The following is a 15,061-nucleotide window of genomic DNA, read 5'->3' as shown; positions in this document are numbered from 1 at the left end:
TTCCCCCGGGAGTGGTCAGCGAGCGCCGGCGACCGGAGCGGCCGCGGCGGGAGCAGCGTGCGCGGGCGGGCCCGCGGAGACCTCCACGGCGGTCAGGTCGACCTGGCCGGAGGTCGGGACGGCGGAGCCCGGCAGGGCGGCACTGGCGGACCCGTAGGCGACCGCGGAGCGCAGCCGCTCGGCAGGGGCCGCGCCGGCGAGGTCGGCCAGCACGTAGCCGGCCAGGCTGCAGTCGCCCGCGCCGACCGTGCTGCGCACCGTCACCCGGGGCGGCCGGGCCGACCAGCGCCCGCCGTCGGCGGTGGAGAGCAGCGCGCCGTCGGCGCCCAGGGTGAGCAGCACCTCGGCGACGCCGCGCTCGTGCAGCGAGTCCACCGCGGCCAGCATCGCGGCCGGGTCGGCGGTCAGCGTCTCCTCCTCGACCCCGGCGAGCTGGGCGAGCTCCTCGGTGTTGGGCTTGAGCAGGTCGGGTGCGGCGTCCGGCCCGGCCGACAGCAGCGCCAGCAGTGGCGCCTCGGAGGTGTCCACCGCGATCCGGGCGCCGGTGCCGCGCAGCGCGCGCACGAGGGTGGCGTACCAGTCGACGGGGGTGCCCGGGGGCAGCGAGCCCGACAGCACGACCCAGCGGGCGTCGGCAGCGTGTTCCCAGACGGCGGCCTGCAGGGCGGCGAGGGTCTGCTCGTGCAGCCGGGCGCCGGGCTCGTTGAGCTTGGTGGTGGTGCCGTCGGGCTCGGTGAGCGTGTAGTTGGTGCGCACCGGGGAGTTGACCGGCACGGTCGACAGGGGCAGGCCGAGTGCCTGCAGTGCGACGACGATCGGGTCGCCGTCGGCGGCGGGCAGCACCGAGACGACATCGGCCCCGGAGGCGGCGAGGGCGCGGGAGACGTTCACGCCCTTGCCGCCGGGTTCGACCGAGCTGCGGGCGCCGAGCCGGGCGACGGCGCCCCGCTCGAGCGGGCCGGGCAGGCCCAGTGTCCGGTCCAGGCTGGGGTTGGCGGTCAGCGTGACCACCCGACGTCCGGCCGGTGCGGAGTCCGTCCTCATGCGACGAGCACCTCGATCCCCTGTTGCTCGAGCTCGGCGACGACGGCCGGGTCGGCCTCGTCGTCGGTGACCAGGACGTCGACGTCCGTCAGGGCCGCGAAGCGCACCAGGTGCTCGCGGCCGAGCTTGCTGCTGTCGGCGAGCACCACGACCCGCTGCCCGGCCCGGGTCATCGCGCGCTTGACCGCGGCCTCGGCCTCGTCGGGGGTGGAGAAGCCGTGCGCCAGGCTGATCCCGTTGGTGCCGAGGAAGACCACGTCGGCGCGCAGTTCGGCGAGGGCGGCCACGGTCGACTCGCCCACCGCGGACTGGGTGACGCCGCGCACCCGGCCGCCGAGCACGTGCAGCGTCACGCCGGGGGCGTTGGAGAGCCGCGCGGCGATCGGGACGGAGTTGGTGGCCGCGACGAGGGACCGGTCGCCGGGCAGCACCTCGGCGAGCGCGGCGGTGGAGCTGCCGCCGTCCAGGATCAGGCTGCCGTTGGCCGGCGGCACCAGCGTGAGGGCTGCTGCGGCGATCCGGCGCTTGGCCTCGATCCGGGTGGTGCGCCGCTCACCGAGCCCGGGCTCGACCACCGTCAGCGTGCCGACCGGGACGGCGCCGCCGTGCACCCGCCGGAGCATCCCGGCGCGCTCCAGGACGGCGAGGTCCCGGCGCACCGTCTCGGTGGTGACGCCGAAGTGCTCGGCGACCGCGGTGACCGCGACCCGGCCCCGCTGGGTGACCAGGCCGGCGATGGCCTGCTGGCGTTCCTCGGCGTACACGGTCACCCCCTGAGCAACGTCGCAGTGCGGGTTTGCGATCCTGTGCCCGACTGTGTGGCATCTGGGCTTTGTTCCTGTTGTTCTACGTGGGATCAGTTGACAAGTCAAGCCTCGCTGGTGACCCTGGTCACCGACCGCATCATCGTCGCTGCGACAGTCTTCCCACCGCCACCCCCACGACGAGCCCGGTCCCCGCCGAGCCCGCGGGTCCGAGCAGACAGTGAGGCCTCCATGTCCAGCACCCCGACCGCCCTCAGCCAGGAGAGCGTGCTGACCGGCACGCCGGTGGTGCCCGGGGTCGCCGTCGGGCCCGTCGTCCGCCCCGTCGGTGAGATCGAGCTGCCCCCGGCCGACGGCCCGGTCGTCCCGGAGGACCAGCGGGCGGCCGAGAAGGACCGGTTCGCCGCGGCCGCCGATGCGGTCGCCGAGCGGCTGGCGGCGCGTGCCGCCGCGGCCACCGGGGTCAGCGCCGAGGTGCTGAACACCACCGCGCAGCTGGCCCGGGACCGCGGGCTGCTGTCCACCGTCGAGCAGCGCATCGGCGACGGCGCCTCCGCCGAGGCCGCCACGGTCGGGGCCGCGGAGCAGTTCGTCGAGCTGTTCAGCAGCCTGGGCGGCGTGATGGCCGAGCGGGCCACCGACGTCCGCGACGTCCGCAACCGGATCGTCGCGGAGCTGACCGGTCAGGGCGAGCCCGGCGTGCCGGCGCCGGAGACCCCGTCGGTGCTGCTCGCCGACGACCTGGCCCCGGCCGACACCGCTGGCCTGGACCCGACCCGGATCGTCGCCCTGGCCACCCGGCTCGGCGGGGCGACCAGCCACACCGCGATCATCGCCCGGCAGCTCGGCCTGCCCTGCGTGGTCGGCGTCGGCGGGCTGGGCGACGTCCCCGAGGGCGCGGTGGTCCTGGTGGACGGCGAGCACGGCACGGTCACCGTCGACCCCGAGCCCGAGGAGGCCGCCTCCCGGGTCGCCGCGTCCCGGGAGGCGGCGGCCGCGCTGGCCGGGTACCGCGGCCCCGGCGCGACTCGCGACGGCCACGCCGTCGCCGTGCTGGCCAACGTGCAGGACGGCGCCGGGGCGCGGGCCGCCGCGGCCGCCCGCGCCGAGGGTGTCGGGCTGCTGCGCACCGAGCTCGCCTTCTTCGGCCGCAGCGAGGAGCCCTCGGTCGAGGAGCAGGCCGGCATCTACGCCGACGTGTTCGCCGCCTTCCCCGGCGGCAAGGTCGTGCTGCGCACCCTGGACGCCGGCTCGGACAAGCCGCTGCCCTTCGCCACCCCGCCGGACGAGGCGAACCCGGCCCTCGGCGTCCGGGGGCTGCGCACCGCCCGTCGCGACCCGGGCCTGCTCACCCGCCAGCTGGACGCCGTCGCCCAGGCCGCCCGGGAGACCGGCGCGCAGCCGTGGGTGATGGCGCCGATGGTGGCCACCGTGGCCGAGGCCGCGGACTTCGCCGCGCAGGTGCGGGAGCGGGGCATGGTCCCCGGCGTGATGGTCGAGGTGCCCTCGGTCGCCGTGCTGGCCGACCGGTTCCTCGAGCACCTGGACTTCCTGTCCATCGGCACCAACGACCTGTCGCAGTACACGCTGGCCGCCGACCGGCTGTCGGCGGACCTGGCCGACCTGACCGACCCCTGGCAGCCGGCGCTGCTGGCGCTGGTGCAGGCCACGGCCGCCGCGGGGCAGCGGGCGGGCAAGCCGGTGGGCGTCTGCGGCGAGGCGGCCGCGGACCCGGTGCTGGCCTGCGTCCTGGTCGGCATGGGGATCACCTCGCTGTCCTGCGCGGCCAGCTCGGTCGCCGGGGTCGGCGCCCGGCTGGCGACGGTCGACCTGGCCACCTGTCAGCGGGCCGCCGAGGCGGCGCTGGCCGCCGCGGACCCGGCGTCCGCACGCGCCGCGGTGCGCGAGGTGCTCGCCGCCGCCTCCTGACGTCCCGCCCGGCGTGCCGGGCCCGGACGCTGCACCAGGACGACGCCCCGTCGGTCGATGGACCGGCGGGGCGTCGTCGTGTCCGGGATGCGGGTGCGTTCACCCAGCCGAGGTGACCGACTGCACTGCGTAGGTGCTGGACAAGTGACCCTCAGGTGACGGATCGATGGCCGATACCCCCTTCGGGTGAAGAATCCGTCGGAACCTTCAGCGACACGACCTTGGATCCGATGGAATAGAAGCCGTTGCGCCTGGTTTAATGCAGGTGTAACACCCACTCGGGACCACCGGAAGAAGGCAGTGACATGAGCAGCGTGACCTCCAGCTGGCGTCAGCGTCGGCAGGCGTCGCGTACGCGGCGGGCCCTCAGCGCCGCCGTCGCCCGCACCAGCAGCCCCGCCATGCGCGACGAGCTGCTGACCCTGGCCAACAGCAGCCAGTTCACCAACGTCCTGCGCTGATCGACCCCCGCCCTCGACGACGAGGGCGAGCACAGGAACGCACCGCGACCCCGGACTCCCTCAGGGAGCCGGGGTCCTCTGCTGTCCGGGGGCATGCGTTGCGCGTCGTCGCCGACCTGCGGCCCCGTCCAGGGGCTCGCCCGAGCTCGCGAGGGGTGAGGAGGACGGTCCTCCTCAGTCGCGGAGGCGGGCGCGGAGCGCGGCCTGTTCCTCGGCTCCGAAGCCGTGCTGCTCCAGCCAGCCGACCGGACCGCCCCAGCGTTCGTCGAGCAGCTCCAGGACGCGTCGCATCGACTCCGCCCGCGGGGTGTGGCTGGCCACGTCACGCCGGGTCATGTCCTCGGCGTAGGTGGGGCTGCTGGCCAGCTTGGCGACGAGCGCGTCGATGACCTCGGCGGTCTGGGCGTAGTCGGCGATGATCGCCTCCGGGGTCACCCCGGCCACCGCCAGGGCGAGGGCACAGACCACGCCGGTGCGGTCCTTGCCGGCGGCGCAGTGCACCACGGCCGCGCCGGGTCCGCCGGTGGCCAGGGAGCGCAGCGCGGCGAGCACGTTCTCGGTGCCGTCGGTGAGGTACCCCAGGTAGGAGCGGACGGCGGGCGGCTCGCCCTCGTCCCCCGGGGCGACCTGGCGGGGGAGCAGCGACTCCGCCCAGTCGGCCGGCAACTGCGCCCGCACCTCCTCGTCGCTCTCCTCGGCGGCGAAGACGTCGGTGCGCCGGCCCCGCTCGGGCAGCAGGGTGAAGTGCCGGTGGACGACGGTGTCGACGTCCCGGAGCGGGCTGCGGCCCTCCAGCAGGATCTCCGCGGTGGTGCGCAGGTCGACGACCTCGGTGAGGCCGACCTCCTCGACCAGCGCCGCGACGTCGGCCTCGCTCAGGGTCTGCAGGTTGTCGCTGCGCAGGACCCGCCCGAACTGCGTCGTCCCGCCGTCGGTGGTCGGCAGCCCGCCCAGGTCGCGGGTGTTGGTGGTCCCGTCCAGGTGCAGCCAGCGGTCGGTGCGGGTCGACGTCACGCCTCGACCGTACGACGTCAGGCCGCGCCGAGCAGCTCGTCGCACACGCCGAGCAGCCGTTCCCGGAGCACCGCGCCGCGGGCGGCGAAGCCGCGCTGGGCGGCCACGTACTCGGCCTTGCCCTCGGCCGTCTCCACCGCGACCGGCGCGTACCCGTGCGCCCGCAGGTCGTAGGGGGAGGCCCGCATGTCCAGCTCCCGGACGTCGGCGGCGAGGGCGAAGCAGTCGGCCAGCAGGTCACCGGGCACCGCTGGGGTGAGCTTGTAGGCCCACTTGAACAGGTCCATCGTCGCGTGCAGGCAGCCCGGCTGCTCCAGCTGCTGCTGGGTCTCCCGGGTCGGGCGGAGCGCGTTGCGCGGCTCGGCGGCCCGGGTGAAGAAGCGGAACGCGTCGATGTGGCTGCACTGCACCTTGTGCTGCTCGACGACGGCGTCGGTGCCGGCCTGCCCCAGTCGCAGCGGCAGCTGCTCGTGCCGCACCTCGCCGGCGCCCGGGCGGTAGAGCATCGCCCACTCGTGCATGCCGAAGCAGCCGAACTGGCCGGGGCGGGCCGCGGTGCCGCGCAGCAGGCCCTCGATCCAGCCGACCGAGGCCCGCCGCTTGGCCAGGAAGGCCGGCAGGTCCAGGCCCACCGCGCGCACGGTCCGGCCGTCGGCGGTGAGCGCGTCGACCTCGGCGTAGAACGGCCAGGCCAGCCGGTCGGCGGCGGGTGCGCCGGTCAGCGCGGTGCCGACGCCTGGGTGCCAGCGCCGCAGTCGGCCCGGCGTCTCGGAGTAGTAGGTGAACAGGAAGTCGTGCACCGGGTGGGCGACCCCGGCCCGGCGGCGCTCCCGGTGCGGCACCAGCCAGCGGTCCATCCGCTGCTCGTGCGCCGCGGCCCGCGCCGTCCACTCCGCCTCGGGCAGGGCGGTCGGCGCCCCGGGCAGGGCGGTCGACGCTGTGTGGACGAGCGGGAGCACCGGCCCAGGGTAGGTGGGCACCTGCCGGCCATGACACGTGTCACGGGGTGGCCGTGCAGTGGCGCCGGGAAGAGGTGACGGCAGGCACCTGTGCCGGCCGGTCCGGGGCGGCACCGTCAGGGGTGCGTCCGACGGACCGGCCCGACGGTGGCCGGCGGCGCGCCGAGGAGGTCCCCGTGCAGCCCACTGCCCCGCCCGCGCCCACCCGTGTCCAGACCGAGGCCGCCCCGGCGATCGAGGTGCGCGACCTGCGGCGCAGCTACGGTGACTTCGAGGCGGTCCGCGGCATCTCCTTCGAGGTGCAGCCCGGCGAGGTCTTCGCCCTGCTCGGGGTCAACGGGGCCGGCAAGACCTCGGCCCTGGAGGTGCTGGAGGGCCTCGCCCCGGCAGGCGGGGGCTCGGTCCGAGTCCTGGGCGCCGACCCCGTGCGCGACCGGGCCCGGGTACGGCCGCGGCTGGGCGTGCTGCTGCAGTTCAGTGGTCTGCCCGGTGACCTGACCGTCGCCGAGACCCTCCGCACCTGGGCCGGCACCCTCACCGACCCCCGCCCGGTCGACGAGGCCCTGGCGCAGGTGCAGCTGACCGGCCGCGCCGACGTCCGGGTGCGCAGCCTGTCCGGCGGGGAGCGGCGCCGGCTCGACCTGGCCCTGGCGCTGCTCGGCCGCCCGGACGTGGTCGTGCTCGACGAACCGACCACCGGGCTGGACCCGGAGAGCCGGCGGCAGGTCTGGCGGCTGGTGCACGACCTGGTCGCCGGCGGCGCCGCCGTGGTGCTCACCACGCACCACCTGGAGGAGGCCGAGGAGCTGGCCGACCGGGTCGCGGTGCTGCGCGACGGGCAGATCGTGCTGGCCGGGACACAGGAGGAGATCGCCGAGACCCAGCCGGCCACCATCCGGTTCACCCTCGACCAGGACGCCCCCGAGCCGCCGCGGCCGGCCGGCGTCCAGGTGGTCGCCGAGCGGCCGCGCATGGAGTGGCACACCCGCGCCCTGCAGCCGGTGCTCGCCGAGCTGCTGGCCTGGGCCGCCGAGCACCGGGTGGTGCTGCGGGCGCTCGACGCCCGGGCCGCCTCGCTCGAGCAGGCCTTCCTCGCCGTCGCCGCCGGCGCCGAGACCCCCTGATGTCCACCGGCCCGAAGCCCGCCACCCGCTCCGAGAGGACCCCGCCATGACCGCATCGACCGCCCCGACCGCCCCCGTCCGCACCGTCGCCCCACCCAGCCGGGTGCGCCGCGTCGCCGCCCTGGCCGCCGGGGAGAACCGGCTGTTCCTGCGCAACCGCACCGCGCTGGTGAACTCCGTCGTCGTGCCGCTGTTGCTGGTGGCCGCCGTCCCGGCGCTGGGCCTGTCCAGCGACGTCCCGCTGGGGCCGCAGCTCATCCTCACCGGCGTCGGCGTGACGCTGGTCTTCCTGACCTACTACAACCTGGTCACCACCTACGTGGCCCGCCGCGAGGAGCTGGTGCTGCAGCGGATGCGCACCGGTGAGCTGACCGGGCCCGAGGTGCTGCTCGGCACCGCGGCCCCCACCCTGCTCGTCACCCTCGGCCAGATCGTTCTCGTCGCGGCCGGCGTGGTGGCCATCGGGGAGTGGAGCGCGCCGGTGGACCCTGTGCTGCCGCTGATCGCTGTGCTCGGCGGAGCCGCGCTCATGACGGTGCTGGCCGCGGTGAGCACGGCCTTCACCCGGACGGCGGAGAGCGCGCAGATCACCACCCTGCCGCTGGTGCTCCCCACGACGGCGCTGTCCGGCCTGATCACCCCGCTCAGCGCGTTCCCCGACGCGCTGGCAGCGGTCGCCCGGTTCCTGCCGGTGACCCCGGTCGTCGAGCTGCTGCAGCTGGGCCTGGGCGGGGTGACCTGGGACGGCAGGCTGGTCGACGGCGGTGCGGCCTGGGCCGCCGCGCTCCTCCCGCTCGCCGTGCTGGCCGGGTGGCTGGCGCTGGGCACGCTCGCCGCCGTCCGGTGGTTCCGGTGGGCACCCCGCCGCTGAGCCGGTCGGTGCCCGCGCCGGGGCGCCGGAGCCGGCCCGAGCGGTACGGCAGCATGACCGCCGTGCCGACCGTCTCGCGCTGGTGGAGGAGCCGCAGCGCCCCGCAGCGGCTGGACCTCTACACACGCTGGTCGTTCTACGGGTACCTGGCGATGCTCCCGCTGCTCGCACTCGCCGTGCTGGGCTCGGCGGCCGGCCCGGCGCCGCGGTTGCCCGTGACGCTGTTCCTGGCCGGTTCGGTCGCCACCGCGGCCGGGGGCATCGTGGTGACCCGCAGCGGGTTCGCCGCGCACCGCCGCGGCGACGAGCTGCCCCCCGGTCCGGTGCTCGCCGCGTTCACCGCCGCCGGCGTGACCGCCGCCGCCGGGGTCTGGGCCTTCAGCAGCGACGGGCAGGAGCTGAACGCCGCCGTCCCCTGGTCGGTGGCGCTGCCGCTGGGGATGGTGCTGACGGCGTGCTCCACGGCCTGGACCACCCGGCAGCTCAGCCCGCACGCGGTCACGATCGGCGTGCTGAGCGGGTTCGCCAGCCACCTCGCCGGCAGCCCGGCGGCCGCGGCCGCCGCGCAGGGTCTCGCCCTGACGGTGGCGGCGCTCGGCGTCGTCCTGGCCTTCCGGTTCTCCGTCTGGGTGCTGGACGTGGTGGTGGAGATGGACCGCACCCGGGGGGTGCAGCTGCAGCTGGCGGTGGCCGAGGAGCGGCTGCGGTTCGCCCGGGACCTGCACGACGTGATGGGCCGCAACCTGTCGGCGATCGCGGTGAAGAGCCAGCTGGCCGGTGAGCTGGTCCGCCGGTCCCGGCCGGAGGCGGCCGACGAGGTGGCGGACATCCACCGGCTCGCCGAGGAGTCGCTGCGGGAGGTGCGCGAGGTGGTCCGCGGCTACCGCAGCACCGACCTGACCAGCGAGCTGGCCGGGGCCCGCTCGGTGCTGCGCGCGGCTGGGGTGGCCTGCACGGTGCAGGGTGAGGACGACGCCGGCTCGCTGCCCGAGCCGGTACAGGCAGCGCTGGGCTGGGTGGTCCGCGAGGCGGTGACCAACGTGCTGCGGCACAGCGTGGCCGGCGAGTGCGCGATCGTGCTGGCGCGCGGAGGCGGGGAGGTCCGGTTGACGGTGACCAACGACGGGGTGCCGGCCGGGTCCACCGGCGGCGCCGGGCCGGGGAGTGGCCTGGCCGGGCTGCGTGAGCGGCTGGCCGGCGCCGGCGGGTCGCTGGACACCGCCCGGGACGGCGACCGGTTCTGCCTCACCGCCACACTGCCGGACGGGGGCACGACGTGACCGGGGGGAGCGGCGTGATCCGGGTGCTGCTGGCCGACGACGAGAACCTGGTGCGCTCCGCCTTCGCCGCCCTGCTCGGGCTGGAGGACGACCTCGAGGTGGTCGCCCAGGCGTCGTCCGGCGCCGAGGCGCTCGCGATGGCGCGGGCGCAGGGCCCGGACGTCGCCGTGCTGGACCTGCAGATGCCCGACCGCGACGGGATCAGCGTCGCCGGGGAGCTGAGCACGGTGCTGCCCGGCTGCGGGCTGGTCATCGTCACCGGCCACGGCCGTCCCGGGCACCTGAAGCGGGCGCTGGAGGCGGGGGTGCGCGGGTTCCTGCCCAAGACGGTCAGCGCCGCCGTGCTGACCGAGGTGGTGCGCACGGTGCACCGCGGTGGCCGCTACGTGGACCCGGAGCTGGCGGCCGAGGCGATCAGCGCCGGCGACAGCCCGCTCACGCCGCGGGAGGCCGACGTCCTGGAGCTCGCCGCCGGAGGGGCGCCGGTGGAGGAGATCGCCACCCGGGCGCACCTGTCGGCCGGGACGGTGCGCAACTACCTCTCGGCGGCCGCCGCGAAGCTGGGTGCGCCGAACCGGCACGCCGCCGTGGAGGCCGCGCGCCGGCACGGCTGGATCTAGGAGGGCCCCACGCCTTGCACGCTCGGCGCGGGCCCCTGCGAGGGAGCCGGAGGGCGGGGTCCTTCCTCAGTCGTTGCCGGGGCGGGCGACGGAGTCCTCGCGCTGGGCGGCGTCGTCGGTGAGCAGGACGGTGTCCTTCTCGCCGCCGTCGCCGCGGTCGTGCCCCGGGGTGCCGTCGACCAGGTCGCCCTCGGGGTCGGAGGTGGCCGGGGAGTCGTGGTAGCCGCTGCTGGTGGGCTCGGTCATGGGGTGGACCTCTCGATCAGGGGCTCAGGACGGGTCGGCGCGCTGCGCCAGGGAGGGCTCGGTCGGGGTGCGCTCGGAGGTCGCCGCGCTCCCCGGTGTCCTCGCCCATGCCCGTGTTCCCGGGGCGCCATGCACCGGTGACCCCGCGGGGTGGGGCGGGGTCAGTGCCGGTGGGCGTCGGGCTCGGTCTCCGGCGGGGGGTAGACCGGGCCGGCCATGCCGTCGGCGTCGTCGTCCCCCGGGGGCGGCGAGGTCGCGCCGCCCAGCGGCTCGACGTCCCGGTCGTCTCGCGGCTCGTTCCCTGCGCTCGTCATCGCCCGAGTGTCGTGCGTGGACGGCGCCGTGGCGACCTCAGTCGTCCAGCACCGGGCCGGCCTCGTGGCGCGGGTGCCCGGCGGTGCGCTCGCGCTGCTTCATCCGCGCCTCGAACACGTGCCGGTCGCCACCGGAGAGCTCGTCGCGGGCGCGCTGGTCGAAGTCCCGGAAGGTGGACCAGTAGTTCGCGTCGTAGTCCTCGACGATCTGGAAGGTCCACCGGTCGGCGATCACGTTCCGGCCGACCAGGTCGCGGTCGAGGTCGTCGGCGAGCTCGGTGTGCCCGGCGTCGCGGAGGCCGGCGACGGCGTCCTGCAGCAGCAGGTCGGCCTTGCCGGTGAGCTGGTGGAAGCCGTACAGCAGGCCACGGGCCTGCTCCACGGTCTCCAGCGCCTCGGAGAGCTTGCCGAGGGCGGTGACGGTGTCGTCGTCGAGGTCGGGGCGCGAGCGGTCGGTCATGCACCGATCCTGCGGGTCCCCGCGCCGCGCTGCCCGTCGGCCCCGCTGCAGGGGCAGCGGGGTCCACCGTCAGGAGGTGGCGTCCCGGATCGCGGTGTCGATCAGCTTCTCCGCCAGCTGCCGGCCGTGCGAGGCCGGGCCGTCGGGGCCGAGCAGCCCGCCGGAGAGGTACATGCCGTCGATGATCAGGTGCACCTGGGCCGCGAGGTCCTCGGCGCCGATGGGCACCAGCTCCCCGGCCAGGCCGAGCAGCCGCATGTGCAGCTCGTACTTGTAGTCGGCGGCCGCGCTGCGGGCCGGGTGCTGCGGGTCGTCGTACTCGCTGCTGACGTTGGTGAACGGGCAGCCGCGGAAGCCGGTGCGGGTGACGTCCCGCTCCACCGCGTCGACCACGGACAGCAGCGCGGCGCGGGGGTCGCCCTGCAGCCGGATGAGCTCGGTGTCGATGTAGGACAGCACCGTGGCGGCCTTGCGCGAGAGGTAGGCGCCGACCAGGTCGTCCTTGCTCTTGAAGAGCCGGTAGACGGTCATCTTGCCCAGGCCGGTCTCGCGGACCAGCTCGTCCATGCCCACGCTGCGCGAGCTGCGGGCGGAGAACAGGCGCTCCGCGGTGTCCAGGACGATCTCCTGCCGCTCCGCGCGGGTGCGGCGGGCCGGAGCTGAACCGTCCTCGGACGTGTGCAGGGGGAGGGCTGCGGCGGTCACGACCCGATCGTGCAGCACGGCGTGACGGAGCGGTTCGCGGCACGCCGACGGGAACGGGGCCCTGACCAGCACGTCCGGGGCGGGAGAGGCGCCGGGGGGCGGCGGGGGTGGGTGAGGCGAGTGGGACTCCCCGCGCTCGCGGCCCCCGCGCGCGATCAGGTGCGGCGGATCCGCCGCGGGTTGGCCAGCATCCGGGCGACCGCCTGCTGGGCAGTCTGCTCCTGGCCGGTGAGAGGGGTGCGGGCGTCGTCCGTCTGCTGGTCGCGGTCGTCTACGTGCATGCCTGCGACCTTCCCCCGGTCAGCGGGGCGAAAACCGTCCCCGACCGGGTTGCCCCCCGTCAGGCGGTGAGACGTCGATCACCCGGCCCGCTCGGAGACCAGCTGGGGCCCGTCCAGCACCGGGGCGGTGGTCTGGCGCGGCGCGCGGTCCCGGGTCACCAGCAGGGTGACCACCCAGGTGAGGACGGCGAGGGTGGTGACGAAGAAGCTCGGCGGCAGGTTGACCATCGCCGAGAGCACGAGGCCGAGCCACACGCTGCCCAGGGCGATGCCCACCGCGATGGCGGCGACCAGCCCCGGCCGGGCGGTCATCCGCAGGGCGGCCGCCGCCGGGGTCACCACCAGCGCGAACAGCAGCAGCGTCCCCACGACCTGCACCGCCATGGTGATGGTGAGCGCGAGCAGGACGACGAAGGCCACGCCCAGCGCCCGGACCGGGACCCCGCGCGCCTCGGCGACCGTCGGGTCCACCGAGGAGAAGACGAGCGGGCGGGCGATGACCGCGAGCACGCCGACGACGACCGCGGTGAACCCGCCGAAGACCCACAGCTGGTCGGTGGAGATCGCCAGCAGGTTGCCGAACAGCACGCTCGTGGTGGCGCTGGCGTTCGCGGTGGCCAGCGAGGCGAAGAGCACGCCGAGGCCGGTGGCGAAGGCCAGGATCGTGCCGGTGGCCACCTCGCGGTCGGCGACCCGCTTGCCGAACAGCCCGATCAGCAGCCCGCCGCCGACGCAGAAGACCGCCAGGCCCAGCGTCACCGGGGCGCCGACCAGGATCGCGCCGGTCGCGCCGGGGAAGCCGATGTGGGCGAGCGCGTGCGCGGCGAAGGCGTTCTGCCGGGTGACGACGAACCAGCCCATCAGCCCGGCGGCCAGCGCGACCATCGACCCGCCGATGAGGGCGTGCTGCATGAACGTGGTCTGCAGCACCTGCAGCCAGTTCTCCTGGAAGGTGACCACGGCTCATCCGCCCCGGGTGAAGAGATCGCCCTGCGCGGTGCGCACCACCCGGACCGGGGTGCCGTACAGGTGGGTGAGCAGGTCCTCGGTGACGACGGCGTCGATCGGGTCGTGGTGCGGGTGGCCGTCGAGCAGGTAGACGGCGTCGGTGAGCACCGGCAGCAGCGGGTTGAGGTCGTGTGCCACCACCATCACCGTCACCCGGCGCTCGCGCGTGAGCTCGCCGAGCAGTGCGACCACCTCGTGCTGGTTGCGCAGGTCCAGGTTGGCCAGCGGCTCGTCCAGCAGCAGCAGCTCGGCGTCGTCCACGATCGCCTGGGCGATGGCGACCCGCTGCTGCTGGCCACCGGAGAGCTCCGACATGCGGCGGTCGGCGTAGCCCAGGGCGCCGACCCGGGCCAGCGCGTCGTCCACCCGGGCCCGCTCGGCCGCGGAGGCTCGGCGCAGCCCGAAGCGGCCGCCGGTCACGCCGAGCATGACCAGGTCGCGGGCGCGCACCGTCTCGCCGAGGGCGGCGGTGTAGTTCTGCGGCACGTAGCCGATCCGGCGGTCACCGCGGTGCGGGGTGCGACCGAGCACCTCGATCCGTCCGCCGGCCGGGGGCAGCATGCCGAGGACGAGCTGGAACAGCGTGGTCTTGCCGGCTCCGTTGGGGCCGATGACCCCGACCACGGCGCCGGTGGGCACGGTGAGCGTGCCCTGTGACCAGACGACACGGCCGCCGCGCACCACCGAGACGTCGTCGAGGACGAGCGCCGGTGGCCGCGCGGCGGCCCGTTCGGTCGTCGGGACGTCGGTCACTGACCCCCACCGAGTGCGTTCGAGAGCTGCTGCAGCTGCTCGAGCTGCCAGGACACGAAGGACGACTCCCCGTCCGGCGCCGACTCGGTGACCTCGACGACCGGCACGCCGGCCGACTCCGCCGCGGCGCGCAGCTGCTCGGGGACGCTGCCCTCCGTCTGAGAGTTGTACACCAGCACGTCCACCGAGCCGTCGGACAGCGCCGTCTCGAAGGCGGCCACGTCGCCGGGCGCGGGGTCGGCCTCGTTGCTGGCGGCGTCCCGGTAGCCCTCGGGGGTGGCGTCGGTCAGGCCGATGGCGTCGGCGGTGTACTGGAACACGCTCTCGGTGGCGGCGTAGGAGCGCCCGGTGGCGGCGGTCTGGAGGCTCTCCAGCTCGTCCAGGTAGGGCTGCAGGTCGGACTCCCAGGCCTGCGCCTGCTCGGCGAAGTGGTCGGCGGCGTCGGGGGAGAGCTCGCTGAGCTGCGCGGTCACCTCGGCGGCGACGTCCTGCACGTACTCGGGGGAGTACCACAGGTGCGGGTTGACCCCGCCGTGGTGGTGGCCCTCCTCCTCGGCGTGCTCCTCCTCGGCGTGCTCCTCCTCGGCGTGCTCCTCCTCTGCGTGCTCCTCGGCCTCGATGCCGACGACCTCGGCCGCGTCGACGACGACCGGGTCGGAGTCGGCGGTGGCGACGGCGTCAGCGGCCCAGTGGTCGTAGTCGGCGCCGTTGAGCACGACCAGGTCGGCGTCGGAGAAGGCGGCGATGTCCGCGGTGGTGGGCTCGTAGTCGTGCGGGTCGACCGCCGAGGAGGCCAGCACGGTGGTGACGTTGGCGCAGTCGCCGCCCAGCTGCTCGACGACGGAGCCCCACTGGCTCACCGAGACGACGACGTCGAGCACCTCGCCGGGGCAGCTGTCGGCGTCGGCCTCGCTGGTGGTGGTCCCGGCGCCGCTGGACCCGCCGCAGGCGGCCAGGGTCAGCGTGGCGGTGGCGGCCAGGGCGGTGAGCGCCGGGCGGCGGGAGAGGGCAAGGCGGGGCACGGTGGGTCCTCACTGGGGCGGCTACTGGGAATGGTCGTCACAATCAGTATCACCCCGAGACGACTCTCCGTCGACGTCGGCCCCGCCACACCGGCCCACGCCCGACCGGCCGCCGTCCGGGCCCGCTCGGCTAGCGTCCGGGACGTGCCCGTCCAGCCGGGGCGGACCCCGGTCCGCCCGCCGACCGCTCCGCCGCGCCGCGCGCC

At 75.5% G+C, this 15,061-nt stretch carries 18 protein-coding genes; 6 read left to right on the top strand and 12 right to left on the bottom strand.

Annotated elements, in window-relative coordinates:
* Nucleotides 1–15: 15 nt before the first annotated feature.
* Nucleotides 16–1,044 carry a 1-phosphofructokinase family hexose kinase gene (locus tag HLA93_RS11690; protein ID WP_222194549.1) on the bottom strand — a complete coding sequence of 343 codons (1,029 nt, stop codon included), beginning with the start codon at nucleotides 1,042–1,044 and terminating at the stop codon, nucleotides 16–18.
* Nucleotides 1,041–1,814, bottom strand: coding sequence for a DeoR/GlpR family DNA-binding transcription regulator (locus tag HLA93_RS11685; RefSeq protein WP_308128074.1), 774 nt, complete (start codon nucleotides 1,812–1,814; stop codon nucleotides 1,041–1,043). Before HLA93_RS11685 ends, HLA93_RS11690 begins: the two co-directional genes overlap by 4 nt.
* A gap of 225 nt (nucleotides 1,815–2,039) precedes the next feature.
* Between HLA93_RS11685 and HLA93_RS21545 the strand changes: the two genes are divergently transcribed.
* Both HLA93_RS21545 and HLA93_RS11675 read left to right on the top strand, forming a co-directional pair.
* The gene (locus tag HLA93_RS21545) at nucleotides 2,040–3,737 is read left to right on the top strand and encodes a phosphoenolpyruvate--protein phosphotransferase (protein ID WP_222194548.1); all 1,698 of its coding nucleotides are present in this window, start codon (nucleotides 2,040–2,042) and stop codon (nucleotides 3,735–3,737) included.
* Nucleotides 3,738–4,042: 305 nt separating this feature from the next.
* Nucleotides 4,043–4,198, top strand: coding sequence for a hypothetical protein (locus HLA93_RS11675; protein ID WP_222194547.1), 156 nt, complete (start codon nucleotides 4,043–4,045; stop codon nucleotides 4,196–4,198).
* Nucleotides 4,199–4,372: 174 nt separating this feature from the next.
* On the opposite strand, the gene HLA93_RS11670 is transcribed toward HLA93_RS11675, so the two are convergent.
* On the bottom strand, nucleotides 4,373–5,212 hold the full coding sequence (locus tag HLA93_RS11670; protein WP_222194546.1) for a tyrosine-protein phosphatase: 840 nt from the start codon (nucleotides 5,210–5,212) through the stop codon (nucleotides 4,373–4,375).
* A gap of 17 nt (nucleotides 5,213–5,229) precedes the next feature.
* Nucleotides 5,230–6,171, bottom strand: coding sequence for a 3-methyladenine DNA glycosylase (locus tag HLA93_RS11665; protein WP_308128073.1), 942 nt, complete (start codon nucleotides 6,169–6,171; stop codon nucleotides 5,230–5,232).
* 176 nt (nucleotides 6,172–6,347) lie between these two features.
* Here HLA93_RS11665 and HLA93_RS11660 point away from each other — a divergent pair, with 176 nt between their 5' ends.
* Genes HLA93_RS11660 through HLA93_RS11645 form a run of 4 tightly spaced genes read left to right on the top strand, consistent with a single transcriptional unit; the run spans nucleotide 6,348 to nucleotide 10,066 of the window.
* The gene (locus HLA93_RS11660; protein ID WP_222194545.1) at nucleotides 6,348–7,295 is read left to right on the top strand and encodes an ABC transporter ATP-binding protein; all 948 of its coding nucleotides are present in this window, start codon (nucleotides 6,348–6,350) and stop codon (nucleotides 7,293–7,295) included.
* Between the two features lie 46 nt (nucleotides 7,296–7,341).
* Nucleotides 7,342–8,166, top strand: a complete 825-nt coding sequence (locus tag HLA93_RS11655) for an ABC transporter permease (RefSeq protein WP_222194544.1) — start codon at nucleotides 7,342–7,344, stop codon at nucleotides 8,164–8,166.
* Nucleotides 8,148–9,446 carry a sensor histidine kinase gene (locus tag HLA93_RS21805; protein WP_222194543.1) on the top strand — a complete coding sequence of 433 codons (1,299 nt, stop codon included), beginning with the start codon at nucleotides 8,148–8,150 and terminating at the stop codon, nucleotides 9,444–9,446. The genes HLA93_RS11655 and HLA93_RS21805 overlap by 19 nt, the downstream gene beginning before the upstream one ends.
* Nucleotides 9,443–10,066 (top strand): response regulator, encoded by a 624-nt coding sequence (locus tag HLA93_RS11645; protein ID WP_439957979.1) that lies wholly within the window; start codon nucleotides 9,443–9,445, stop codon nucleotides 10,064–10,066. The genes HLA93_RS21805 and HLA93_RS11645 overlap by 4 nt, the downstream gene beginning before the upstream one ends.
* A 66-nt stretch (nucleotides 10,067–10,132) precedes the next feature.
* On the opposite strand, the gene HLA93_RS11640 is transcribed toward HLA93_RS11645, so the two are convergent.
* The 8 genes from HLA93_RS11640 to HLA93_RS11610 all read right to left on the bottom strand — a co-directional run bounded on the left by HLA93_RS11640 (nucleotide 10,133) and on the right by HLA93_RS11610 (nucleotide 14,855).
* On the bottom strand, nucleotides 10,133–10,312 hold the full coding sequence (locus HLA93_RS11640) for a hypothetical protein (RefSeq protein WP_222194542.1): 180 nt from the start codon (nucleotides 10,310–10,312) through the stop codon (nucleotides 10,133–10,135).
* 161 nt (nucleotides 10,313–10,473) lie between these two features.
* Nucleotides 10,474–10,626, bottom strand: coding sequence for a hypothetical protein (locus HLA93_RS11635; RefSeq protein WP_222194541.1), 153 nt, complete (start codon nucleotides 10,624–10,626; stop codon nucleotides 10,474–10,476).
* 37 nt (nucleotides 10,627–10,663) lie between these two features.
* Complete coding sequence (locus HLA93_RS11630; protein WP_222194540.1) at nucleotides 10,664–11,086, bottom strand: hypothetical protein; 423 nt, start codon at nucleotides 11,084–11,086, stop codon at nucleotides 10,664–10,666.
* Between the two features lie 69 nt (nucleotides 11,087–11,155).
* Complete coding sequence (locus tag HLA93_RS11625) at nucleotides 11,156–11,791, bottom strand: TetR/AcrR family transcriptional regulator (RefSeq protein WP_222194539.1); 636 nt, start codon at nucleotides 11,789–11,791, stop codon at nucleotides 11,156–11,158.
* A 155-nt stretch (nucleotides 11,792–11,946) separates the two neighbouring features.
* Nucleotides 11,947–12,072 (bottom strand): hypothetical protein, encoded by a 126-nt coding sequence (locus HLA93_RS21540; RefSeq protein ID WP_281425274.1) that lies wholly within the window; start codon nucleotides 12,070–12,072, stop codon nucleotides 11,947–11,949.
* A gap of 78 nt (nucleotides 12,073–12,150) precedes the next feature.
* Nucleotides 12,151–13,032 carry a metal ABC transporter permease gene (locus tag HLA93_RS11620; RefSeq protein WP_222194538.1) on the bottom strand — a complete coding sequence of 294 codons (882 nt, stop codon included), beginning with the start codon at nucleotides 13,030–13,032 and terminating at the stop codon, nucleotides 12,151–12,153.
* Nucleotides 13,033–13,035: 3 nt separating this feature from the next.
* A complete protein-coding gene (locus HLA93_RS11615; RefSeq protein WP_222194537.1) occupies nucleotides 13,036–13,833 on the bottom strand; it encodes a metal ABC transporter ATP-binding protein in 798 nt (265 codons plus the stop codon).
* Complete coding sequence (locus HLA93_RS11610) at nucleotides 13,830–14,855, bottom strand: metal ABC transporter solute-binding protein, Zn/Mn family (protein ID WP_222194536.1); 1,026 nt, start codon at nucleotides 14,853–14,855, stop codon at nucleotides 13,830–13,832. Before HLA93_RS11610 ends, HLA93_RS11615 begins: the two co-directional genes overlap by 4 nt.
* Between the last annotated feature and the right edge of the window lie 206 nt (nucleotides 14,856–15,061).

This window comes from Modestobacter italicus, from assembly GCF_019799965.1.
Lineage (GTDB): Bacteria > Actinomycetota > Actinomycetes > Mycobacteriales > Geodermatophilaceae > Modestobacter > Modestobacter italicus_A.
Note: the sequence above shows the minus strand (reverse complement) of the source record. Positions and strands in the feature narration are given on the sequence as shown.